Source organism: Actinoplanes sp. M2I2 (assembly GCF_023544445.1).
Taxonomy (GTDB): Bacteria; Actinomycetota; Actinomycetes; order Mycobacteriales; family Micromonosporaceae; genus Actinoplanes.
Genome location: NZ_JALPVJ010000004.1, coordinates 274985 through 298008 on the forward strand (window position 1 = coordinate 274985; position 23024 = coordinate 298008).

Annotated in this window: 24 protein-coding genes and 2 tRNA genes; 16 read left to right on the forward strand and 10 right to left on the reverse strand. The window is 69.8% G+C overall.

What is annotated here, in order from left to right:
* The 9 genes from HJC40_RS09185 to HJC40_RS46095 all read left to right on the forward strand — a co-directional run bounded on the left by HJC40_RS09185 (window position 1) and on the right by HJC40_RS46095 (window position 7254).
* Complete coding sequence (locus HJC40_RS09185) at window positions 1–369, forward strand: hypothetical protein (RefSeq protein ID WP_250000279.1); 369 nt, start codon at window positions 1–3, stop codon at window positions 367–369.
* Window positions 369–2372, forward strand: a complete 2004-nt coding sequence (locus HJC40_RS09190) for a hypothetical protein (protein WP_250000281.1) — start codon at window positions 369–371, stop codon at window positions 2370–2372. Before HJC40_RS09185 ends, HJC40_RS09190 begins: the two co-directional genes overlap by 1 nt.
* Window positions 2369–2545, forward strand: coding sequence for a hypothetical protein (locus HJC40_RS09195; protein WP_250000283.1), 177 nt, complete (start codon window positions 2369–2371; stop codon window positions 2543–2545). Before HJC40_RS09190 ends, HJC40_RS09195 begins: the two co-directional genes overlap by 4 nt.
* A gap of 198 nt (window positions 2546–2743) precedes the next feature.
* Window positions 2744–3100, forward strand: a complete 357-nt coding sequence (locus tag HJC40_RS09200; RefSeq protein WP_250000285.1) for a hypothetical protein — start codon at window positions 2744–2746, stop codon at window positions 3098–3100.
* Window positions 3088–3468: a hypothetical protein gene (locus tag HJC40_RS09205; protein ID WP_250000287.1), complete on the forward strand. Its 381-nt coding sequence runs from the start codon at window positions 3088–3090 to the stop codon at window positions 3466–3468. The genes HJC40_RS09200 and HJC40_RS09205 overlap by 13 nt, the downstream gene beginning before the upstream one ends.
* A complete protein-coding gene (locus HJC40_RS09210; protein ID WP_250000289.1) occupies window positions 3465–4202 on the forward strand; it encodes a hypothetical protein in 738 nt (245 codons plus the stop codon). Before HJC40_RS09205 ends, HJC40_RS09210 begins: the two co-directional genes overlap by 4 nt.
* A gap of 117 nt (window positions 4203–4319) precedes the next feature.
* Window positions 4320–5138 carry a hypothetical protein gene (locus HJC40_RS09215; RefSeq protein WP_250000291.1) on the forward strand — a complete coding sequence of 273 codons (819 nt, stop codon included), beginning with the start codon at window positions 4320–4322 and terminating at the stop codon, window positions 5136–5138.
* On the forward strand, window positions 5135–5401 hold the full coding sequence (locus HJC40_RS09220) for a hypothetical protein (RefSeq protein ID WP_250000293.1): 267 nt from the start codon (window positions 5135–5137) through the stop codon (window positions 5399–5401). Before HJC40_RS09215 ends, HJC40_RS09220 begins: the two co-directional genes overlap by 4 nt.
* Entirely contained in the window at window positions 5398–7254 is a 1857-nt protein-coding gene (locus HJC40_RS46095; RefSeq protein WP_250000295.1) for a DNA polymerase, read from the forward strand. The genes HJC40_RS09220 and HJC40_RS46095 overlap by 4 nt, the downstream gene beginning before the upstream one ends.
* On the opposite strand, the gene HJC40_RS09230 is transcribed toward HJC40_RS46095, so the two are convergent.
* Window positions 7199–7528 carry a hypothetical protein gene (locus HJC40_RS09230; protein ID WP_250000297.1) on the reverse strand — a complete coding sequence of 110 codons (330 nt, stop codon included), beginning with the start codon at window positions 7526–7528 and terminating at the stop codon, window positions 7199–7201. The two genes, HJC40_RS46095 and HJC40_RS09230, sit on opposite strands and share 56 nt — an antisense overlap.
* A gap of 206 nt (window positions 7529–7734) precedes the next feature.
* Between HJC40_RS09230 and HJC40_RS09235 the strand changes: the two genes are divergently transcribed.
* The 4 genes from HJC40_RS09235 to HJC40_RS09250 all read left to right on the forward strand — a co-directional run bounded on the left by HJC40_RS09235 (window position 7735) and on the right by HJC40_RS09250 (window position 11802).
* Window positions 7735–8580 (forward strand): bifunctional DNA primase/polymerase, encoded by an 846-nt coding sequence (locus HJC40_RS09235; protein ID WP_250000300.1) that lies wholly within the window; start codon window positions 7735–7737, stop codon window positions 8578–8580.
* Window positions 8577–9794 (forward strand): DUF3631 domain-containing protein, encoded by a 1218-nt coding sequence (locus tag HJC40_RS09240; RefSeq protein WP_250000302.1) that lies wholly within the window; start codon window positions 8577–8579, stop codon window positions 9792–9794. The genes HJC40_RS09235 and HJC40_RS09240 overlap by 4 nt, the downstream gene beginning before the upstream one ends.
* Window positions 9795–10157: 363 nt before the next feature.
* On the forward strand, window positions 10158–10421 hold the full coding sequence (locus HJC40_RS09245; RefSeq protein ID WP_250000304.1) for a helix-turn-helix domain-containing protein: 264 nt from the start codon (window positions 10158–10160) through the stop codon (window positions 10419–10421).
* 70 nt (window positions 10422–10491) lie between these two features.
* A complete protein-coding gene (locus HJC40_RS09250) occupies window positions 10492–11802 on the forward strand; it encodes a tyrosine-type recombinase/integrase (RefSeq protein ID WP_250000306.1) in 1311 nt (436 codons plus the stop codon).
* A gap of 98 nt (window positions 11803–11900) precedes the next feature.
* Here HJC40_RS09250 and HJC40_RS09255 read toward each other — a convergent pair.
* Window positions 11901–11973, reverse strand: a tRNA-Arg gene (locus tag HJC40_RS09255).
* Window positions 11974–12009: 36 nt separating this feature from the next.
* Window positions 12010–12100: transfer RNA gene (locus HJC40_RS09260), tRNA-Ser, on the reverse strand.
* A 1039-nt stretch (window positions 12101–13139) separates the two neighbouring features.
* Here HJC40_RS09260 and HJC40_RS09265 point away from each other — a divergent pair.
* Window positions 13140–13703 carry a hypothetical protein gene (locus HJC40_RS09265; RefSeq protein WP_250000308.1) on the forward strand — a complete coding sequence of 188 codons (564 nt, stop codon included), beginning with the start codon at window positions 13140–13142 and terminating at the stop codon, window positions 13701–13703.
* A gap of 37 nt (window positions 13704–13740) precedes the next feature.
* On the opposite strand, the gene HJC40_RS09270 is transcribed toward HJC40_RS09265, so the two are convergent.
* Entirely contained in the window at window positions 13741–14508 is a 768-nt protein-coding gene (locus tag HJC40_RS09270; protein WP_250000311.1) for a CPBP family intramembrane glutamic endopeptidase, read from the reverse strand.
* 140 nt (window positions 14509–14648) lie between these two features.
* Here HJC40_RS09270 and HJC40_RS09275 point away from each other — a divergent pair, with 140 nt between their 5' ends.
* Window positions 14649–15761 (forward strand): globin domain-containing protein, encoded by a 1113-nt coding sequence (locus HJC40_RS09275; RefSeq protein ID WP_250000313.1) that lies wholly within the window; start codon window positions 14649–14651, stop codon window positions 15759–15761.
* 4 nt (window positions 15762–15765) lie between these two features.
* Here the strand turns inward: HJC40_RS09275 and HJC40_RS09280 are convergent, their stop codons facing one another.
* Entirely contained in the window at window positions 15766–17295 is a 1530-nt protein-coding gene (locus HJC40_RS09280; protein ID WP_250000742.1) for a peptide deformylase, read from the reverse strand.
* 373 nt (window positions 17296–17668) lie between these two features.
* Between HJC40_RS09280 and HJC40_RS09285 the strand changes: the two genes are divergently transcribed.
* Window positions 17669–18388 (forward strand): IucA/IucC family C-terminal-domain containing protein, encoded by a 720-nt coding sequence (locus HJC40_RS09285; protein WP_250000743.1) that lies wholly within the window; start codon window positions 17669–17671, stop codon window positions 18386–18388.
* Window positions 18389–18412: 24 nt separating this feature from the next.
* On the opposite strand, the gene HJC40_RS09290 is transcribed toward HJC40_RS09285, so the two are convergent.
* The 5 genes from HJC40_RS09290 to HJC40_RS09310 all read right to left on the reverse strand — a co-directional run bounded on the left by HJC40_RS09290 (window position 18413) and on the right by HJC40_RS09310 (window position 22984).
* On the reverse strand, window positions 18413–19264 hold the full coding sequence (locus tag HJC40_RS09290; protein WP_250000315.1) for a hypothetical protein: 852 nt from the start codon (window positions 19262–19264) through the stop codon (window positions 18413–18415).
* Window positions 19261–19788: a hypothetical protein gene (locus tag HJC40_RS09295; protein ID WP_250000317.1), complete on the reverse strand. Its 528-nt coding sequence runs from the start codon at window positions 19786–19788 to the stop codon at window positions 19261–19263. The genes HJC40_RS09290 and HJC40_RS09295 overlap by 4 nt, the downstream gene beginning before the upstream one ends.
* 248 nt (window positions 19789–20036) lie before the next feature.
* Window positions 20037–20492 (reverse strand): hypothetical protein, encoded by a 456-nt coding sequence (locus tag HJC40_RS09300; RefSeq protein WP_250000319.1) that lies wholly within the window; start codon window positions 20490–20492, stop codon window positions 20037–20039.
* Between the two features lie 15 nt (window positions 20493–20507).
* The gene (locus HJC40_RS09305) at window positions 20508–20888 is read right to left on the reverse strand and encodes a VOC family protein (protein ID WP_250000321.1); all 381 of its coding nucleotides are present in this window, start codon (window positions 20886–20888) and stop codon (window positions 20508–20510) included.
* A gap of 110 nt (window positions 20889–20998) precedes the next feature.
* Window positions 20999–22984 (reverse strand): hypothetical protein, encoded by a 1986-nt coding sequence (locus tag HJC40_RS09310; protein WP_374271517.1) that lies wholly within the window; start codon window positions 22982–22984, stop codon window positions 20999–21001.
* Window positions 22985–23024: the final 40 nt, after the last annotated feature.

Consider the following 23024-nt stretch of genomic DNA (forward strand, 5'->3'; position numbering starts at 1 on the left):
ATGGCTCGCCGCCTCATGCCCGACGTCGACATCAAGGACGACCAAGACCTGCTCCAACTGCTCGAAGGCATCCGCACCGTCGGCATCGCCGCCCACGACGAGGTCGACGAGCTGGCCGGGATGATCCGGATGAAGATCGAGCGCTACGGCCGCCGCAACGGCCTGTCCCGCATGCGCGCCAAGTGGTGGGGCCGCCAGGTCGCCCGCCCCCTGGTTCGCGCCGCCGATCAGTTCCTCAACGTGGCCGCCTACGCCCGGGTCACCCGCAACCGGTTCGAGGCGTTCCTCGTCGCCCTCGACGACGAACAGCCCAGCGCTTCAGACTTCACCGTCCGGGGGCGCACCAACGGCAACCGTCGGGCGGCCTGATGGCCCGCCAGAGCGCCGGCACGCTGCGGGCCGGGGACCTGCGGCGCGGAGCCACCCACGAGGTCAAGGGCAACCCGGCCCCGTACGTGATCCCTCCGGTCGCCGCAGTCGGCAACCTCATCCTCGCCGGCATCCTGTCGCGGCTGTGGGGCGCCTACGCCGACCCGAGCGTGTGGCAGGTCGCCTGGCGGGCCGCCCTCGTGCTGGCCTGCTCGACGGCAATCGTGTGGTGCACCTACGCCGTCGGACGGCCGCGGCAGCTCCCGCTGCGCGCGGCGTCGCTGCTCATGTCGATCGCGGCGTGCGGCGGGCTGTTCGTACTGACCTTCACCCGCTGGTCCTTCGACCTGATCATGACCTACCTGCTGATCATGTTCACCGCCTCGATCATGCTCGCCGTCACCAAGCTGCTGCACGGCCGCGGCGACGACGCCCGCGCCAACCTGTTCGGTGACCTCGGCGAGCGGGTCAAGGAGTTGCAGGACATCGGCAAGACCAGCAAGCCCAAAGAAATCGAGGGCCGCCTGGTCACTCGGGCCGAGATGGTGCCCGGCGCCGACTTCAACACCCTGGCCAAGCCCGACGTGCGCACCGGCATCGCCTCAGCGCTGGACGTGCCGGTCGGTGGCGTGCGGATGATCCGTGACCGCAACACCCCGCGCACCGGCCGGATCGAGATCTCCCCGGTCGACATGCTCGAACACCCGCCGGCCTGGCCCGGCCTGTCCGCCCCGGGCGGCTCAATCGCCGAGCCGCTAATCGTCGCGGTCTACCAGACCGGCGCGCCGATCCCGGTCTACCTGCCCGGTGACCCCAGCCAGGGGCGCAACGCGATGGGCGTGATGATCCTGCTCGGCCAATCCGGCTCCGGCAAGACCGAGCTGCAGCTCACCCTCGCCGCCGAAGCTCGCTCGCGGCATGACGCGGAGGTGGTCTACATCGACGGCCGCAAGGGCCTGCAGCTGCCGAAGGAGTTCCGCGACGCGATGCATGTGATGATCACCAACGCGGACGACGGCGAGCGCTACCTCGACGGCCTGATTCCGGAGGTCGCGCGGCGGGCCGCACAGATCGGCGGTCACGGCCACGACCAGTGGACCGCCGACTGCGCGAAGTGCCCCAAGTTCAAGTTCGTCATCGTCGACGAGGCGTCGAAGTTCGTCGAGGCCGAGGACACCTTGGTCGAACTGGCCGAGTCGGTCCGGTCCGTCGGCCTCGGTCTGCTGCTCGGTATCCAGCGGGGCACCGGTGACCGCATGCCGACCAGTGTTCGGACCTCGGTCGGCGGGGTGATCTGCATGGGCGTCAAGGACGTCGCTGAGGGCGCCCGCGTCCTGTCGGAGGAGACGATCGAGGCCGGCGCTGACCCGTCGTGGAAGAACCGCAAGCCCGGCGCCCTCTATGCCGAGCTTCCCGGTACCGACCCCGACGACTGGTCACTGCCCGGCCGCACCTTCAAGCCGGACCGCGACGGGGTCATCGCCGAACTGGTCGCCCACCTCGCCGGCGTCGGCGAGGCCCCGGGCGGCGCCACCGCGACCGCCCCCCAACGGCCGGCCGCGGTCGCCCCGGTACGTGACGACGACGAGGGCGACGACCCGGAGGCGGACAAGGACGCCGAGTGCGCACCGCCGCCGGTCGACCCGGACTGCCCGCCCGACGAGGACCCGCGCGAGCCGATCACCGTCCCCAACCGGCGGCGGATCCCCCTCGACCTCGAACCGGTCGACGGTCGCAAGTTCACCCCCGCTGAGATTCGGGGCATGGTCCGTGACGGGATCCTCACCGCCTGGGGCAACGGTGTCCGCTCGGTGCGACCGTCGAACTTCGCGCCGCTGCTCGACATCGTCGGCGAGGAAGGCCTCAAGCCCCCCACGCTGACGAAGATCCTCGGCGAATTCTGCCAGGGACCGAACCCGCTGCTGCACCGCAGCAACGACCGCGGCGTCTACCAGATCGTCCCGCCCGACGACGGCGACGGCGTGCTGGCGGACGCCGCATGACCGCCGTCGCCGGGATCGTCGGCCGGTTGCGCCGGGCCGCTGAGTGGCGGCCCGGCCTCCGGGGCGGTACCCGCGTCGTGGCCGTCCGCTGCCCGTACTGCGGGCAGATGCGGCCCGCGCGCGAGTTCCGCCGGGGCGGTCGCGGCTGCCGCGGGTGCGTCGGCACCGGCTGACACCCCCCGCGACCGTCACGCAACGTCACACGTCCGGGTGTGCACTTCACGCGTTTCACGCACTTCACGGACTTCACGGACTTCACGCGCAGGCCCGCAAGGTGCATCTATGCGTGCGCGTGCGCGCGCAAGCCTCTGTGAAGTCCGTGAAGTGGAATCCGTGAAATTCCCCTCCTCTTATACAGAAGGTGACATCACATGTCGTCATCCTGGTTCGGCCTCGCCCGCCGCGGCGCGGCCTACGAATTCGGCCGGCGCCTCTGGCACTGGTTCCTCGCCTTCGAGATCATCGGCTGGTTCGTCCGCCGGGTCCTGCCGGTTCTGCTGATCATCGTCGCTCTTGGTGTTGCCATGTGGTTCGCGGTCCGCACTGCCGCGTGGTGGATGCCGCGCATCCTCGCCCTGACCGCCATCGCCGGCGGCCTCACCGTTTGCATTCGGCTGGCCTACCGCTACCGGTGGGAACTGCGGGCCAGCCTTCCTCGCACCGCCGTCGCCACCGTCCTGATCGCCGTGGCCGGCGCGCTCGGAGCAGCGATTTGGTGGCTGCGGTGACCGCCGCGTACCAGGACGCCCCGCGCCTGACCGTCCGGCAGCACGCGGTCGTCAAGGAGCTGACCGGCCTCGCCGACCGTCACCAGTGGCGCGCCAAGATCCTGTGGTTTCGGCGATACGACCAGCCCACCGACGCTATCGAGGTCCAAATCGGCCCGCACCAGCCCGAGCCGCTGGAACACGCCACCGTGACCTGGTCGTACCGCCGATCAGGAATCGTGACCGTGTGCCCGGGCTGGCGCCTCGATCTCGAGCTCGCCGACGCTTACATCACCGCCTACCGCGAACGCCGCGCCCGCAGCCGCTACGGCCTGCGCTACGACGACCTCGAAGGCATCTTCCACAGCGTCACGGGAACTCTCCCGTGACCCCCACCGGCACCGGCATGACCCCCGACTGGTTGCAAAGGCCGCTGACAACCCGGCCGCTGCTGCTCGACCTGTTCTGCTGTCAGGGCGGCGCTGCCGCGGGCTACGCCGCAGCCGGGTTCGAGGTCATCGGTGTTGACCTCGCACCGCAACCGCGCTACCCGTACCGGTTCGTGCAGGCTGACGCCCTGACGTACCTCGGCGACCTGCTCACCACGGGCGCGATCGGCGCGTTCGCCGCGGTCCATGCGTCGCCGCCGTGCCAGCGCAAAACCCGATGCCAGAAGATCCAGGGCCGCGAACACCCCGCCCTGATCGGCCCTGCCCGAGAGCTACTGCAACAGACCGGCCTGCCGTGGGTGATCGAGAACGTCGTTCCAGATGGCCCCGACGACGACCCCCTCATCGACCCGATCCGGTTGTGCGGGGCCATGTTCGGGCTGCACACCTACCGGCATCGCCTATTCGAGGCTAGCTTCCCGATCACGGCGCCCGGCCATCCGCCGCACACGGCACCCACGGTCAAGATGGGTCGGCCGATCCGGCCCGGCGACTGGTATCACGCCGTCGGGAACTTCTCGAACGTGCCCTACGTGCGCGCTGACCTCGGCGTGCCGTGGATGAGCCGTGACGGGCTCCGCGAATGCATCCCGCCGGCCTACACCGAGCACATTGGCCAGCAAGCCGCCGCGGCGGCACGCAGCCGGCCCAGCACAGCGCTATGGGCGGCGTGACAACCCGAGAATGCGCGGCTACGCCGCCCTCACTTCCAGGCGCTTCGCGCCGACAACCCCTCTCACCTGTCCCGGATGGGAGCACCCCCTGCTATGGCAGTGATCAATGTTCGTCTCGTGACCGGACCGCTCAACGCCTTCACCGCCGACCCGGAACGGCTGCAGACGGCCGAAGACCGGCAGGTCGTGATGCAAAGCTGCGCGGCGATCGTCAAGGGCCTGGCCTCGGCCATCGCCACCGTCAGCGAAAAGGTCTTCCCACCGTCGTCGATCTCGGGCCGGTGGCGTAACCGCCGCTGGTCAGTCGCGTCGGTGCACCTCGACGACGCCGCCGGCACGGCCGCCCGGCTCGGTGAACGGCTGCATACGGGGATCCGGCCGCTGGGTGACCTGGTCGCCGAGCGCGAGCGGGTCCGCTACGCCGGTAGCCTGACCGCGCACCACGGCCGGTATCTGCTGGCCGGCTACTGCACGTGCGACCCCGATTGTGAGGGCTTCGAGCTGACGCACGGGCCGGGCGGTGTCGAGCTGCACTGCGTCAACGCGTCGAGCATGCAACCCGATCAGGGTTCCGGCCGGCAGCCCGGCCACGAGGCGCACTCGGCCGGGTACCTGCTCGACACAGAACCCCGCAAGCTGCCCGAGATCCTCGACGTCACCCACGCCATCACCATCACCCGCGGGCTGAGCACCATCACCAGCCGCGCCCGCACGATCCTGGCCCCCTGGCACGACGCCTTCGCGACGGTGTTCAACCGGCGCTGCCTGGTTCACGTCAACAGTTGGGGCAACGGCGACATCACGGCGGGCTTTGTGCTCAAGGATCTCGACTCGATCCGCCCGGAGCTGACCCTCGTACGCACCCACCTGCGCGACGCGATCCGGGTGCTGGCCGAGATCGAAGCGGACCCGGAGACCCGGCGGCGGGCGGCATGACTACCGGGCTCGAAGTGCTGGCGCTGTTCGAGCTGCCCGAGCCCGAGCCGGAACGCCCGCCGGAGGACGCGGTCGTCGCCGTGCTGCGCGATCCCAGGCAGGTCGACGCCACGATCGCCGGCGAGATGGGCTGGCTGCTCGACCTGCTCGCCCCGGCGGCACCGCCGGCGTGTGTGCGGTGCGGCGCCGGGCACGTGTACCGGGCACCGGCCGGGTTCGTGCTGGCCTGCCCGGCCTGCTTTCCCAGCGAGGTGGTCGCGTGAGCACCACCTACCTGCGACAGGTGTGCGGGCAACCGGTACGGGTCGTAGCCGACCCGGATCCGGCCGAGTTCGCCCAGTTCGCCGCCTCGGAGACCCTGTTTGGCCTCGATGTGGAGACCACACCGATCGACGAGGCTGGACCCCGGTTCTTCGGCCCGGACTTCGGGGTACGGCTCGTGCAGGTCGCCACCGCCGATCAGGCGATGGTCCTGCGCGCCGCCGACCCGGCACAGCGCCGGATGATCGAGGGCCTGCTCGGTGACTCGCGGTGCCGGTTCGTCTCGCATACCAACTACGACGTCCTCGCCGTGTGGGCCGCGCTCGGGATCCCGCTCGGCCTGCGCGCGATCGACACGCACGTGCTGGCGAGCCTGCTCGAGCCCGGTGTGACCGCTGATCACGGGCTCAAGTCCCTGACCGAGCGGCACCTCGACGACGGCCTCAAGCGCGCTGAGGACGACTTGTACGCCCTGTTCCGTGCGCTGGCCCCGGCCGGGCAGCGGGCGGGCGGCCGGCCCACGCTCTACGGCTGGTCGCACGTGCCGATCGATGCCGAACCGTACGTGGTTTATGCCGGCCTCGATGCGATCTACGTCCGTCGGCTGCTCGATGTGCTGCTCGGGCAGCTCGGTGACCTTGGGTATCTGCCCGCGGTCGAATTGTGGCTAGCCGCGCAGACCACCGCGTTGCAGATCCGCGGGATCCGCCTCGACCTCGACTACACCCACGTGCTACGAGCCGAGTTCGAGCAGGCCAACACTGCGGCCCGCGCCGAGCTTGAAGCGTTGATGGGGTGCAAGGCGACCAGCCCGAAACGCGTCGACTGGCTCGCCGCCCGTGGCGTGGAGTTCCGGCACTTCACCGACGCCGGACGTCCGTCGCTGTCGAGCAAGGACGCCCTGCCCGACCTGCTCGCCTGCTACCCGGGCGGTGACGTCGGCCGGATGCTCGAGCTGACCACGCGGATGGCCGAGACGGGCAACTTCGCCACCAACCTGGCCCGGTTCCCCGGCTTCGCCGATGCCAACGGCCGAGTGCACCCCAGCTATGGCACCCTCGCCGCGCACACCGGCCGGATGAGCGTGAAGTGGCCGGCGATGCAGACGTTCAAGAAGGACGACCCCCGCCTACGCGGCTGTTTCGTCGCCGAACCCGGTCACGTGCTGGTCGGTTGCGACTTCAAGGCCGTTGAGGTTCGCGTGGCTGCCGCGCTGGCCGCCGAGCCCCGGCTGATCGAGGTCATCCGGGCCGGGACGGACATTCACGACAACACCGCCCGGCTGATGTTCGGCGACGGGTGGACCAAAGCCCAGCGCACACTCGGTAAGCGGGCCACGTTCGGCACGATCTACGGTGGGGGCGCCCCGGGCCTGGCCAAACAGACCGGGGTATCGGTCGAGACAGCCCGCGACGTCGTGCAACGGTTCCGCCGCGCCTACCCGAAGATCACCGCGTTCGGGCAGGCGATGGCCGAGCGGGACCCGGTGCGCAACGCCGCCCGTCGGCGCATCCCGGCCGACCCCGCACGCACGTACGCCAACAGCAACTACGCCATCCAGTCCACGGCTCGGGACCTGCTCGTCGAGTCGCTGTACCGGCTGTGCGCGCTCGACGGCTGGCACCCGCACCTGTGGGCGATCATCCACGACGAAATCGTCCTGCAGGTCCCCGCCGAGGCCACCGAGGAAGCCCGTCGCGCTCTGCACGCGGCGATGACCACCTCGTTTCGTGGCGTGCCAATCGAAGCCGACTCGGAGATCATCGGCCCGCGCTGGGGTGGCCCGGCCACCGGCGTCATCAGCCGTGGAATCGGTGGTCCGGCGGTGTGTTGCGCCTTATCGCAGGCGGCGTAGGTGTACGCCGCAGCGCATCTCGACGCCGAGCCGCGCGGAGGGCCTGGATCGGATGCAGCACTACGGGCCATCGCTTCTCGATAGAGCTGCTGTGAAGGTTGATCAAAACACCGGTCGCCCAGCCCCACACGAAGGTCGGGATCTGCGCCAGAAGAGCACCGAGCTGGTCGATGGCGGAGTGCGCCGCCGACAGCAGAGGAGCCAGCTCCTCCGCGCCAAGCTGGAGAACGGACAGAACGATCACTGCGAAGTGAAATGCCAGGTCAGAGGCCATGTGCTTCTACCATCGGCGCAACTCCACGTCCGCCAACTACACGTGCGCCAGACAGCTGTGTTCCGCGCGGCGGGGGAGATCGGCGCCGACGGTGTGCCTCAGTACCAGCTGACGCTCGGCGAGCTGCCCCGCGGGCGGGGCTACCTGTACCTGAGGAAGGGGGACACCGCATAGTGTCGACCGCGACACTGCACGCCGCTCTGGCCTTGGCCGAGCAGGACATCCCCGTTTTCTTGCTCGGGCGAACCAAAAGGCCCGTGGCCAACTGCTCCGCATGCCCTGCCAACGACGACAGCCACGACCGGGCCGGGTGTGGACACCTGACCTGCCACGGCTTCTACGCCGCCACGACCGACCCCGAGCGCATCCGCGGAATGCACGACGCGGTCCCGGACGGCCTGCTCGCGATCCGTACCGGCACGATTTGCGATCTTGCGGTGATCGACATCGATCCGCGCAACGGCGGTCGGCTCATACCTGAGTTGATGCCGCCGACCCGGTGTGTGCTGACCGGCTCGGACGGCTGGCACCTGTATTACCGGCACCCGGGCGGGCTGCTGGCCAAGGATCTCAAGCATCGCGGGTTCCCGGGGATTGACGTCAAGGCTGACGGCGGGTACGTGGTCGCGCCGCCCTCGATCCATCCGGGCACCCGGCGCCCGTACCGGTGGGCGCAGGACCGGCCGGTGATTGAGATGAGCCCGCCGCTGATCGCCGCGTGCCGGCCTGCCGAGGCGCCGCCGGCCGCGACCCGCCCCACGGCCCCGACCCCGACGACACACGGCGGGCTCATCTCAAACCCCGCCGCCCTGCTCGCCTCACACATTCGCGCTGTCGAGCGGGCACCGACAGGCCGGCGCCGGGTGACCCTCTACGGCGCCGCCCGCGGCGTGGCCCGGATGGTCGCCGCCGGCGCCATCACCGCGGCCGACGCGTACGCCGCGCTCTACGCCGCCGGGCAACGCGCCGAGCAGTCCCACTACAACATCACCACCGCAATCACCGGCGGATTCCGCGCCGAATCCGTTGCTACCGAAGGGATTGCCGCATGACCGACCCCAGCCCGCCACCCGAGGGCGCCGCGGTCCTTGACCGCCTGCACGCTGTGCTGATCAAGTACGTGATCCTTCCCTCGGCCGAGGCGATCGACGCCGCCGTGCTGTGGATCGCCGCGACTCACGCTCAGGACGCGTGGACCCACGCCCCGCGGCTGGTGATCAAGGCACCGGAGAAGCGGTGCGGCAAGTCCCGGTTCCTCGACGTCGTGGACGGCACCTGCTACCGGCCGTTCATGACTGTCAACTCGTCCACCGCGGCGATCTGCCGCTCGATCACCGACGCCGACCCGCCCACCATCTTGCTCGACGAGGCCGACACGATCTTCGGTGGCAAGGCGGCCGAGTCCAACGAAGAGCTGCGCGGGCTGCTCAACGCCGGTCACCAGCGGGGCCGGCCGATGACCCGCTGGGATCACACGAAGAAGGAACTCGAGCGGATTCCGACCTTTGCGATGGCGGCCCTGGCGGGTATCGGGTCGATGCCCGACACCATCGAGGACCGCGCCGTCGTGGTCAAGATGCGTCGCCGGACCGCATCGGAGAAGGTTGCCCCGTTCCGGTCCCGCCGTGATGGCCCGGCCCTCAAGCAGCTCGCCGCCGACCTGACCGCCTGGCTCCGGCCCAACCTGACCGAGCTGGAAAACGCTGAGCCGGCCATGCCGCTGGAAGACCGTGCCGCCGACACCTGGGAACCCTTGATCGCGGTCGCTGACCTCGCGGGAGGGAACTGGCCCGAACGCGCTCGCCGGGCAGCGCAGGCGATGAACGCGGCCCGCGAGGGCGACACCGAGTTCTCCGACCGGCTTCGCGTGCTGATCGACTGCCGCACCGTGTTCGGCAACATGGAAGCTCTGCCGTCCACCGTGCTGCTCGATCGGCTCAAGGCGCTTCCCGAGTCACCGTGGGCCGAGTACAACGGCGGGACCGGGCTGACCTCGATGAAGCTCAGCGGCCTGCTGCGTGAGTACGAGATCACCTCCCAGAACATTCGGTTCGGGCCGCCGACTGGGCAGGTCAAGGGCTTCCACCGAGAGGCGTTCATCGACGCGTGGGAGCGCTATTGCCCGCCTGCCGACCCGGGGGAGTCCGTCGAGCCGTCCCAGCCGTACCAGCCGTCCCAAGACGGTGTTTCCGCAGGCCAACCCCCGGTACGGCTTTTACGCCCGGTACGACTTGAGTCGTCCCACGACCAGACCGGGACGGCTTAAGCCGTCCCACCCCTGAAAAGCCGTCCCGGCCCTGACCAGCACAAATACGCCTGTGGGACGACTGGGACGGCTGGGACGGCTTACCCCCTCGCAACCCCGTGATCCACACGCCGAGCTGCAACACGATCAACGGGCTCAGCGGCGAAATCGCACCGGCTCACGAGTCCGTAAAGACATAGGTTCATCCAGTCATACCGGCCTTACGCAGATCTTGGCTCCACGACGCTCTCAGCGGCCCGCTCTACCAGGCCTCTACCGCGGCGGGTACGCGCGCCGCTCGAACCAACCCCACGCGCGGAACGGGTGCCTAGGGCCGTTCTGCGCAGCCCAACCGCACCGCTCGCACCGGGAGGCAACCCCCTGATGGCCGACGTCATCACGCTCAGCCGCGCCGAAACGACAACGACCACCGACCTGCGCCCGCCCGCGCGCGGCGCGGCTACCTACACCGTCAAGCAGGTCGCCGAGCTGCTCGGCCTCAGCCTCGGTGGGACCTACCAAGCGCTCCGGGCCGGAGAGATCCCCGCCAAGCGGATCGGTGGTCGCTGGGTGGTGCCGGTACGCCGCTTCCACGCATGGCTCGACGCCGAGGAAAACGAAGCGACGCCGGGGCGCCTCGTCGCCTGATCGCCGTCACCTGCGGGCCACCGACACATTTCGGTGGCCCGCACCCTATTGATCGAGAGAGGATGCTCGCTTGCGAGGCTCCGTTTTCAAGCGCTGCCAATGCCGCGACGGCAACGGGAAGAGGATCAAAAACTGTCGCAAGCCTCACGGCTCATGGTGCTTCGTAGTCGACGCGGGCACCGATCCCGCGACCGGCAAGCGCAAGCAGATACCCCGGTCCGGGTTCAAGACCAAGGCCGAGGCCGAAGAGGCACTCACAGCCGAGCTGGCGAAGCTCAACGCCGGGACGTGGACCGACGACAAAGGCATCACCGTAGCCGCATGGCTCGAACAGTGGCTCGCCGAGCTGGTAGCCGCCAAGCGGGCGGTCAAGACGGTCACCAACTACCGCACGCACGTCCGCGACTGCTGGAACCCCCAGCTCGGACATATGCTCCTGCGGGACGTACGGCGAGGGCACATCGAGCGCGTGCTGGCCAACCTGGCGGCCCCGCTCGACGGCGACCGGCCGACCGGCAACATCGGTCGGCGCATCGCGCAACGGGCGCCCGCCACCGTCGAGAGCTACCGCAAGACGATCCGAGCCGCGCTCGCAGCGGCGCAGCGACGGGAGCTGATCGGTGCGAATCCCGCGCTCGGCCGCATGGACTCGATCCCGCGACCGGACGCGGACGGCGACGACGAGCCGGTCATGTGGGAACCGGAGGACACCGCGCGGTACCTCGAACACGTGCTCGGCGACCGGCTCTCGGCGCTCTACGAGCTGGCCGCGTACGCCGGGCTGCGGCGGGCCGAGCTGTGTGGCCTGCGGTGGTCGGACATCGACTCGGACGGCACGCCCGGCCTGACCGTGCGGTTGACCAACGTTTCGGTGACCCGCAAGGAGGTCACCGCCGAGCAGGCCCGGTGCCCGATCTGCGGTGCGGAGCACGTCGGCGTACTGCTCAAGCCGCCGAAGTCGCGGGCCGGCCGCCGGTGGGTGCCGCTGGCCGTCCCGGCGCTGGCCGCGCTCGACCGGCACCGAGCCGATCAACAGATCGAGCGAGACCTGTTCGGGGTGGACTACGACGATCACGATCTCGTGTTCTGCCGCCCGGACGGTACGCCGCTACGGGCCGATCGCGTGACGGTTGAGTTCGAGAAGCACGTCCGCGCGTGCGGCCTGCCGATCATCCGGCTGCACGACACCCGGCACGGCGCGTGCTCGCTCATGCTCGCTGGCGGTGTCCCGATCGAGGTGGTGCAGTTGATCCTTGGCCACGCCAGCCCGGACATCACCCGGCGCGTCTACAAGCACCTGATGCGCAAGGAGACCGCGCGACAGGTCGAGAAGGCGACCAAGCTTCTGACCCGCCATCGGCCCAAGCAAAAGGCCCCGTGAGCAATCCGTGAGCAATCGGCAGGTCTGGCGATCTCTGCCGGCTTTGTCACGGGAAGCGAAAGGGCCTCCCACCGCAGGTGAGAGGCCCTTTCCGAAAGTGCGCCCGAAGGGACTCGAACCCCTAACCTTCTGATCCGTAGTCAGATGCTCTATCCATTGAGCTACGGGCGCTCAGTGCTTTGCCAGCATACACACTCGCTCTGCACGCGGAGACTCCGGGATTCGAACCCGGGAGGGGCTATAAAACCCCAACCGCATTAGCAGTGCGGCGCCATAGACCAGACTAGGCGAAGTCTCCCCGGCGGCCTGTGAAGGCCACCGACGGTTGAGGATACCGGACCGGCTCGGCGCCGCACAAAGCGGTTGCCATCCTGAGCGCGACGGGTGGGTCGCAGGCCTCTCCAACAGGTGAAATGTCGCGAGTGCGGCTAGGCTGCTGCGGCATGGAGGAGATCCCGCCCACCGAGCCCCGCAAGGAATCGCGCCCCCGTGCCTCGCGCGCTCCGTTCGACGCGCCGGGTGAGACGCCGCCGGGCGGGACGCCTGCGGGACGGTCGCCGCGCCGGCCCGGAAAGGCCGCGCCGCCGGTCACCTTCCAGCCGCCCAGTGCGGAAAGTCACCCTGAGGGTGATCCGGCTTCGAGCGAGAATCGCGCTTCCCGCCGTACGGGGGTGACACGCCCCACAGAGTCACCGGACAACCCGCGCCCCGCCGAGCCGGGTGCCGCCCAGCCTCCGCGCAAGAGCTCGCCGCGCAAGCAACGCGCCCCCAAGCCCACGCCGCCAGAATCCGGCGTGTCGAGCACCCCACCGGCCAAGTCAGCCGCACCGAACTCAGCCTCGCCCGGGAACTCAGCCTCGCCCGGAAAGTCGACCCCACCGCCGAAGTCGGCCCCTCCAGCGAAGGCGGCCTCTCCAGCGAAGGCGGCCTCTCCAGCGAAGGCAGCCCCTCCAGCGAAGGCGGCCCCAGCAGCGAAGTCAGTCTCGCCGGCGAAGTCGGCCTATTCGGCAAAGTCGGTGTCGCCGGCCAAGAAGGCTGCCCAGTCGAGGACGGAACCCTCCGCGGTCACCGGCACACCCGCTGATCAGACCAGCGCGACCAGTCCGGCGGTTCAAGGAAAGGCAACACCTGGCGGTCCTTCGGAGGAAGTCGCCGACACGAGGCAGGACCTGGCCGCTTCTTCTGCGGCTACTCCGGCCGTGCCGAACACCGGTCGCTCCTCGGCTTCGGCGTCACAGCCGTCGACAGGGAAGGTCGAGGCCGGGAGCGGCGGAAACGACGACACCCGGGCTGAGGGGCGATCCGTCGAGCGTTGGGCCCGGGTTCTCTCCAACCCGGTGTACACGCCCGAGCTGCTAGCGCTGGCGGCTGTCGAGACCATCGGGCCGCGTGCTCGTGAGTGGGCGGCCACGACCAGTTCGGCCTATCCGGCGGCCACCCCGCACGCCCTTGCCCGTCTGGCGACCCGGCAGTTCGGTCGCTTCGGCGCGGTGGCCAGCGTGTTCGGTGCGGTCGCCGGGTCGTATGCGGCGCTGGCCCTGGTCGCGACCCGGGCGCTCACCGACGCCGAGCTGATCCTGCACCTTGCGGCCGCTCATGGGATCGATCCGACGGACCCGCGACGGGCGGTCGACCTGCTGGTGGTCACTCGGGTGCATGAGTCGGCCGGTGAGGCGGAGGCGGCCCTGGCCGCGGCCCGCGACGATCAGCCGGGCGGTGGCGGGGGCGACGCGCTGGCGCGGCTGGGTCGGCTGATCGCGCCGCAGGTGGCCGCGTGGGCGGCGCTCCGCTCGGTCAATCGCGCCTACCCGGGTACGAGCCTGCTGGCTGCTGTGCTCGACAGCGCCACCGCGGTCCAGACGACCGCCGCCCGCGCCACGACGTACTACCGGGGCCGCTGATCCGCCGGGCGTCAGACCCAATGGATGATCCGCGGCGTCAGACCCAGTTGAGCCAGGAGTCGGGCAGGGCGGTGTAGCCGACGAAGGCCACCACGTCGAGCAGGGTGTGGGCCACGATCAGCGGCATCACGCGCTTGAAACGCAGGAAGAAGAGCGCGAACACCACACCCATCACCGCGTTGCCGATGAAGGCCCCGAAGCCCTGGTACAGGTGGTACGACCCGCGCAGCACGGCTGAGCAGGCGATGATCGCGACGGTCGACATGCCCCACTGCCGCAGCCGGGTCATCAGGTAGCCGACGACGATCACCTCTTCGAGCACCGCGTTCTTGACGGCGGCGAGGATGAGCACCGGCACCGCCCACCACACCTGCTGCAGGGCCGCCGGCACGATGTCGGCGTTGATGCCGAGCAGCTTGGCCACGTACACCAGAAGCAGCCCGGGAATCCCGATGCCGGCGGCCAGCAACGCACCCCAGCCCCAGTCGAAGGCCGGGCGGTCGGCCGACAGGCCCAGCTCGCGGCGCGGGGAGATGTGGTCGCGCAGCAGCAGATAGAGCACCAGCACGACCGGCATCAGGTCGAAGGCGATGCCGAGCAGCTGGTAGGTGAGGTCGAGGTAGGGCCGCGCCGACCGGGACGCGTTGAGGACGGCCGCCTGCTGCGAGAGCGGCTGATCGGCCGTGAGCTTGGCGATGATCGACACCACGGAGTAGATCGCGCTCTGTCCGAGCGACAACAGCAGCACGATGATGATCTCGGCGGTGAGGATCGGCCGGGTGGCCTGCTGGCGCTCTAGAGTCACGCGACAACTCTAAGGCGGGCCGAAAACGGGCACTGCCCTCAACCTAAACGGACTTATCCGGGCAAGCGTCGCGGGATGAATTGAGATGAGTCGCACGGGCCGTGCGTCGCCTATCCGACTGATCTGCCCACCCTGAAGACATGGGAGACCTCGGACGCTTGCTCAAGGAGAGCTGGAGCCTCGTCGAGGAGCATCAGGACAAGGTGGCCGGCTACTTCTACGCCCGCATGTTCCTGTCCTACCCAGACCTGCGGGACCTCTTCCCGGTGCACATGGACGTGCAGCGGTCGCGGCTGCTCAACGCGATCGTGACCGCCGTGCAGACGCTCGAGGACCCGGAGACGTTCGAGGAGTGGCTGCGGGCGCTGGGCCGCGATCATCGCAAGTTCCACGTGGAACCGGAGCACTACGAGGTTGTGGGAGGGGCTCTGATCGAGGCGATGCGGACCTACGCCGGCGAGCAGTGGAGCGTCGAGTACGACCAGGCCTGGGCCGACGCGTACGCGAAGATCGCCTCGATCATGCTGCGGGGCGCCGAGGCCGATACCAACCCGCCCTACTGGTACGCCGAGGTCGTCGCGCACGAACGGCGGTCCAGCGACATCGCGATCGTCACCGTCCAGCCCATGCAGCCCCTCGACTACCGGGCCGGTCAGTACGTCAGCATCGAATGCCCCCGTCTGCAGCCGAGGCTCTGGCGCACGTACTCGATCGCGAACGCGCCCCGCCGGGACAACACGCTCGAGTTCCACGTGCGGGCGGTCGGCGCCGGCTGGGTGTCGAGCGCGCTGGTCCGCCGGCTCGAGGTCGGCGACATGGTCCGGGTGGCCTCACCGATGGGCACGATGAACCTCGACCGCCGCTCGACCCGGGACACCGTCTTCGTCGCCGGCGGCACCGGGCTCGCGCCGATCAAGTCCCTGCTCGAGGAGCTGACCCGCTACAACCGGACGCGCTGGGTGCACGTCTTCGTCGGCGCCCGTACCCGTGAGGACCTCTACGACCTGGCCGAGCTCAACCGGCTGGCCGCGCGCTACCCGTGGCTCTCGGTGGTGACCGCGTGCAGCGACGACCCCACCTACCCGGGCGAGCAGGGCAACATCTCCGACGTGGTGGCCCGGTACGGCCCGTGGAGCGAGCACGACTTCTTCGTCTCGGGGTCGGGCCCGATGGTCAAGGCCACCCTCAAGACCCTGGCCGAGCTGCAGGTGCCGTCGATCCGGGTCAAGTACGACAGCTTCACCGACTTCTGACCCGCTAGTAGACCCAGGGCCGGCCGCTCTGGCGGTAGTCGGGCACGAGGCTGGACTCGGCGTTCATCCGGTCGACGTAGAGCCGGCCCTCCAGGTGGTCGATCTCGTGGGCGACCAGCCGGGCCGGCGCGCGCTCGAACGTCGTGATCACCCGCGTGCCGTCGTACCGGGCATGCTCGACGTCGAGGCGCAGCGGGCGCTTCACCAGCCCGCGGTAGTCGAAGAACGACAGACAGCCCTCGTACTGCTCGTCCCGTTCGCCCGACTCGCCGACGACCCGTGGGTTGATCAGCACCAGCGGTTCGGCGCCCGGGTCGGCCGGGCGCACCACGGCGACCGCCACGGACCGGCCGATCTGCGGCGCCGACAACCCCACGCCCTTGGTGAAGTCGTGCACCTGCTCGAGCCGGGTCAGCGCCGCGTGCAGCGCGGCCACGACCTCGCGGGCCTCGGCCTCCTCACGGGGCAGCTGGAAGTGGCGGGCGCGCTGCCGCAGCAACTCGGAGCCGCGCTGGACGATGCCGATGCCCCGCATCTGACCGGACGCCCGCGGCTGGCCGTTGCCGTTGCTGCCCGGCGCCAGCGCCGGGAAAGGAGGCGCACCGGCCCCGCGGAAACGCCATTCCAGCCGGTATCGCGCGTTCAGCTGAGGCGTGTCGGTCGACCATTCGAAGACCGCCCGGCCGGCGTCGTCGTGCCGCTCCATCGGCGTACGCACCGGAACCTCGGCCGCGAGCGACGTCTCGACCCCCCACACCTGCGGGTCGAACGAGGCCGGGAAGTCCAGCCGCACGGTGAGCCGCCGGGTGGGCAGCCGGACCGCCCGCTGGAACCACTGGCCCCACTTCTCCACCCCGACCGTGTATTCGTACTGGATGGTGGTCCGCTCACCCGGGTAGAGCGCGAACTGGCCGCCGTCGTTCGCGAACAGCAACCACACCTCCTTGGACGCGTCCCGGTCGAGCTTGATCCGCCAATCCATCGGCTCGACCGCGTCGCCCTCCCCGGCGCAGGCGGCGAAGCCCATCTCGTCGAAGCTCAGCGGGTGCTCGCGGTGATGCCGGTTGGAGCCGGTCGGGTCGTTCGGGTAGCGGTCGACCGCGATCTTCACGAGGTAGCGCGTCACCGGTTCCGAGCCGGCGTTGTAGAGGGCGCGGCGCACCCGGCAGCGGTACGAGCCGTCGGCGTACCGCAGCTCGGCGACCTCACGCTCCACGATCAGTCCGGTGCCGGGCGGCAGCCACTGCACCGGTACGGGGGGATCGCGGTGCAGCGCCGCGCTGCGCGCATGCCGCAGTTCGTCGTACTCCTGGAAGCGCTGCCAGATCGCCCCGCCCGCGTCGAGGACGGCCTCGGCCCGCCGGGCGAAGTCCTCGGTGGGCTTGTGCCGCCGCCCCTCGACGTGGCTGACGTAGGAGGGGTCGAAACCCATGCGCGCGGCGAGCTGCTTCTTGCTCATGCCGCGCTCGACCCGCCAGTGCGCCAGCGCCGTCACGAACTGATCAGCGGCCCGCTCGACGGGCGAGGTGGTCATCATCGATGTCCCCTTCGCGACGAGAATTTCAGTGTCGCCGCCGCTGGTGTCCGGTTGGTGCTAGTAGCGAGTACACGACAGATACCTTGACGAATCAGGCAACGTGTCCGCCACGGGTTAGGTAACCCTCGCGGAGGGTATTCGTCCGAAAGCTCGGCTTGGTTAGCCTATCCTTAGAGGTGTACGGTGGGTCGTCGGCACGGCGGCGTCTCGGCCACCGTGGTTCCGTTCTATTCGGCGAGGTGAATGCGGTGGCTCAGCGCGTCCCGGCGCCGCAGGGCGGACACGTCCCGTGACCACTGCCCTCGAGCGCACGACACGCACCGTCACCCCACCACAGCCCTTGGGCCCGGTCACGGCGACCCTGCGAGCGATGTTCGGCACCAGCACCGAACTGCCCGGCCTCGCCCCCGACCTCCTCGTCCACGACACCACCGGCTGGTCCCCCGCCCGCGTCCTGACCGACGAGCACCTGGGCACGCTGCTCGACTCGGCCGGCCGCCGCTGGAACGCCCAGCCCCACGCCGCGGCCGCCCTGGCCTGGAAGGCGTACACGTACTGGCTGGCGCTGCCCGCGGTGCTCGGCTGGGCCTCGGCCCGCCGCGTCCCGCTGCTCACCGCCGACGACGTGCTCGTGCACTTCTCCGACCCGCGCCCGCTGGTCACCCTGGGCCTGCGCGCCGACATTCCGGTCGCCGTCCTGCCGGGCGACCCGATCGCCGTGGCCGGCCTCCCCCAGGTCCGCGTCGTCGCCGACGAGACCGCCCTGCTGGCCGAACTGCGCCGCTCCCTGCTCGACGCCCACCTCACCCCGCTGCTCGACGCCATCCACGACCGCGTCCGCCTGGGCAAAAGGACCCTGCTGGGTTCCCTCTCCTCCGGAGTGGCGTACGGCGTCCTCCGCTCGGCCGACGTCCTGCCCGGCCCGTCCGCCGAGACGATCGACCAGCTGCACGGCGCCCTCGGCGTCGAGGACCTGGTCGAGCTGGTCACCGCCCCCAACGGCAAGCTCGACGTCCAGCGCAAGACCTGCTGCCTGGCCTTCACCCTGCCCCAGCCCAAGGTCTGCAAGGGCTGCTGCATCAAGAGCTGAGGTCCGGCGCGGCTCCCCCGGGCGTCAAGAACCGGTGTCCGGCGCACTCTGCCAAGGCAACGGCTGAGGTACGCGGCGCCACCACCATCCAGCCGGCAAGTCGGCAGCCGACGCGTGTCCGCCGTCGCCCCCGGTCAGCCCGGCGAAACGCTCGTCCACCTCGGCCACAGCTCGCAGGACGTCGTCGCGGACAGGCTCAGGCACCGCGCCGATGGCCGTCGTCAGCTTGTCGCGGGTTTCCAGATCCTCGCGGTAGTACGCCTCCGGGTACCAACCGTCGGGCGGCCAGCCTGCCCCGAATCGGTCGACCATGCTCTCCCAAGCGCCGATCAGCCGGATGACCTGCTGCACCGCGTCGTCGGCCGACCACGGTCCCACCAGCTCGACCAGGCGGTCCCGGGCCGGCGTCGGCCGGCGATATTCACGGATGACCTCGGGTATCGCCGCCACGCGGACCCCCGGAAGCCCCGCGAGTGGGTGCTCGACGGCATCGATGCGGTAGACGCCGTCGTCGTCCTCATAGATACGTGCCCGGGTCCGTGAGCCATCGGGACCGACCAGATAGAACGCGCTGGGCGGTGCGGGCAACGCCTGACAGGCCACGAAGGTCCCCAGCGCGCGGGCGATCCAGGCTGCTGCGATCGGCTCGGCCGGCGCTTCCGGGACGGCCGCCGCGTCCACATGGACGTCCAGATGCCAGTGCAGCTCACCGGTCAGAGCAGTGACCGTGCAGCTGACCGGTGCGTCCCAGTTCCGGTCGACGTCTCCGTCGTCCGCGACGTCCACCGCATCGGCCGGCAGGTCGAGCAGCCCGGCGAGCGCGGCGCTCAACCGGTCGCGATCCAGCTCACCGTAAATCCACAGCCCGTAATTCACGGCTCGTACGTCCCGTCGTAGATGGCCTTGGCTTTCGCCACCGCTTCAGGGTTCGCGGTGAAACGCGGGTTCCTGGCGAGTTGCGGCGCCGCGGACAGATCGCCACCAGCCCGCACGATCTCCTTGAGTGCCGCGTACTCGTTGCGATCGAGCTTGACCATACCGGCGCCGCTGTCCGGGAAAACCCGTCCGTTGGCCTCGACACCGTACGAACGACCGTTGATCTCGTATCGCTGGGTCAGGGGGTTCCACAACGCGTCGCCGGCCGCAATTCCTTGGACATCGTCGGTCGCCACGCCTTCATAGCCGCGAAGATAGACGCTGTTCTCCTCACCGACGATGCCGTTGCGCGCACCGGTGATGGTGTGGCGTCGGTGCGGAGGATTGAGGTCCTTCCCGTGGGCGCTTCCGGTGACCGAGCCCACCGTGGGCCAAGGCGGTCCCGGACTGCCATCGGGCTTGCCGGGTAGCGCGCTCCGTCTGGCGTCGGGCCGCAGGCTTCCGTCCTCCGCCTTGTCGCCCACCTGTGCCTGGGCGGCCGCGATGCTGGGCGGATCACCGCCGGACGCAGAGGGACGAGGCGGCCGGCCAGGCGGGTCACCGCCGCCCGAGCCGTCGCTGGGGCCGCCGCGTGGGCGTGAGGTCGGCATTCTCGAGGCCGTCCTGGTGTCCGGGTACGGGGAACGCCACAGTATCGATCGCTGTCACACCTTTGCGGGCACGCCAGGCGTCAACGTGTTCGGTGAGCGCGCCGGTCCGCCGGCGTCGCGGCTCACCAGGTGCGGGCCCAGTCGGGGGGAGGGACCACCGGCAGGTCGGGGTCGCCGGGGGTGGCTTCGAGGGCGTACAGGACCTGGAGGTCGTCGCTGTCGGGGTCGGTCATCACGCGGCCGTAAGAGCCATCGGCGGCGACCAGGAACCAGTAGTCCGGAGCGGGGCTGCCGTCGTCCAGCAGGGCGCGGCTGCGGGCCAGGCGGCACACTGCCCGGGCCAGCTCCAGCGGAGTCGCTTCGGTCAGCTCCCGCAGCCGGCGGCCGGCGCTGAGCTCGTGACCGAACGAACCGCCGGCCGGAGTGATCAGGACGACCGGGTCAGGGCCCGGATGGGCCGGCAGATCCTCGTAGCGCCCCACGTAGATCAAGTCGGGAGCGACGTCGTAGACGGTGTGCAGCGTCTCCCGCAGGGCCTCGGCCGGCGTCCCGGTGTCGAAGTAGATGCCGTAAGTCATGCCCCACCGTCCAGGTCAGGCGTCGTGGAACGGGTGGGGCTCGGCCGGGATGCGCTTGGCCATCAGGCAGAACTCGTTGCCTTCGGGGTCCTCGAGGACTGTCCAGGAGCCGCCGGCGGTGATGGTCGACCGGCGCGCTCCCAGGGCCAGGAGGCGGTCAAGCTCCTCGGCCGGGGTGCGGTCGGTGGGGCAGATGTCGAAGTGCAGGCGGTTCTTGGCCTGCTTCGCTTCGGGCACGCGGATGAAGAGGATGTCGGGGCTGGTGGTGGCGCCGCGGATGGCCACGCCTGTGTCGTCGCGGGCGAAGATGCGGTAGTTCAGCGCCTCGCTCCAGAAGGCGGCCATCCGCTCCGGGTCCGCGCAGTCGATCACCATGTCGCCGATCCGGCTCGCCATTCGAGGCAGCCTAGTCGGCGGGCGCCCTGGGGGCCGAGGGCTCTGCGCGGCCGCCGGGCGAGACGGAGAAAGGGCGGTCAGGGGACCGCCCTTTCCGTACGCCGGGACCGTCAGCCGATGTCGGGGCCGGTGAGCACCGCGTTGGGGTCGTCGACCAGGTGGCGGACGTCCCACACCCAGGCGCCGCCTGTCCAGGTGGGCTGGTAGCCGAGCAGGCCGGTCATCGCGCGCAGCATTTCGATGTCGCGGATCTGCGGGGTCAGCACGACCGCGCCGGCCTTCCAGTAGCGCAGGTCGGCCAGGGTCATCTCGCGCCGGGTGTCGTTGATCTCGGGGATCGGGTTGCCCTGGCGGATCGAGGCCATCAGGCCGCTGGTCGGGCGCCACGGGGGCGAGAACAGCGCGGTGCGGTCGCTCGGGTTGAGCGGGTTCTGGTTGGGCAGCAGGGCGTACGCGCCGGCGATGCGCATGTCCTGGCCGGTCATCGCGGTCCAGCGCAGCGGGTCGGGGTAGCCGGAGTCGGGCAGCGGCAACGTGACGACGGTGTGGTTGTCGTCGACGAACTGCTTCCAGGCGCCCGAGGTGACGAAGTCGGGGACCGGCGCCATCGGGACGGTCTTGAGCTGGACCGGTACGAGCGGGACCAGCGCCATGGCGACCGCCGTGATCATGGCGACGCGGACGGGGCCGCGGGCGGCCGGCTGCGAGCGCACCAGGTCGACGGCCCGCTGCACGCCGAGGGCCAGCAGGATGCCCACGACCGGCGCGATGGCCATGGCCCAGCGGGTCGGCACGGCCGAGTTGAGCACCGGAACGCTGTGCAGAACAGCCCAGATGCCGGGCATGCCGGTGTTGATGCCGTTCAGGAAAATTCGCGGTCCGAGCGACATCGCGGCGAAGAGGACGGCCAGCGAGCCGAGCGCGAGAACGGCGACGGAACGGCGCATCCAGACCAGCAGGCCGACGAAAAGAATGACCAGGCCCCAGCCGAAGAATGCGTTTTCCTCGGCCGGGTTCTGCGCGAGCCGCTCGGCGATCACCGCATTGCCGGCGACCGAGTGGCTCGAATAGGCCGTGAACGAGCCGAGGTCGGCGCCGAAGTTGCGGACGAACTGCGGCAGGCCGTGGTAGCTCTGCGGACCGAAGAACTGGACCGACAACGGGTACGCCAGCACGGCCAGCGTGACGATGCCGGCGACGGCCAGCCCCTGGAGGAAGCGGCGGGTCTCGCCCCGGTGCGTCTTGCGCCGCGCGACGGCCATGATCAGGCAGAACACGCCCAGGCCGACCGCGGTCATGAAGAGGACCTCGAGATTGATGAACGCCTGCCAGATGAGCAGCGCGGCCATGATCAGCCCGTTGCGGACGGCGCGGCCGGGCTGCCGCAGGCGCAGCGTGCGCCAGATGATCAGCGGGACCAGGAATTGCGAGACGATGTTCGGGTGGCCGCCGGCGTGCGACACCATGCTCGGCGCGAACGTGCAGAAGAGAGCCCCGACCCAGGCCGCGAGCCGCGATGAGACGAACTGGCGCGAGAGCACGAAATACCACGAGATACCGGTGAGTGCCAACGCCATGGTGAGAAATACGTTGAACGCCACATGCGGACCGAACAGCAGAGTTACCGGCGTCATCGGCAGCGAAATGGCCAGCACCGAGGTGTTGGCCATCATGTTCACCCCATCGGGGTAATTCATGCGATCCGAGAAGAACGGATATGCGCCATCGGTGAGCACGCGAGCACCATGCGCCAGCATCCACTCAAAGAAAGCCTGGTCCTGCGGATCGTCACGCAACTGGTGATCGAGATTGAGCCACAACGGCGCGGTGAGGTAGAACGCGACAACGACGAACGTCGCTGCCGCCAGCACGTCACGCCAGTCCGGCCGCCGCCTCCACCACCGCCGAGCAGGCGTCCCGGCCTGCTCAGGAGCGGCTTCGACGTCGGGTATGACCGAGGTCGGAACCGTCGGAGCGACGTCCGTACCGAGCGCGATCAGCTCCGCGTCGAGGTCGTCGGCTCCGGTCACTTGACGGGGCGGCAGCACGTTCCCGCCGGCCGACTGGCCTGTCGAGTCAATACCCGTAATCGTCATAGCGTGGGCGAGCCTAACCGAGGTTGGTAACAGTGCAGTG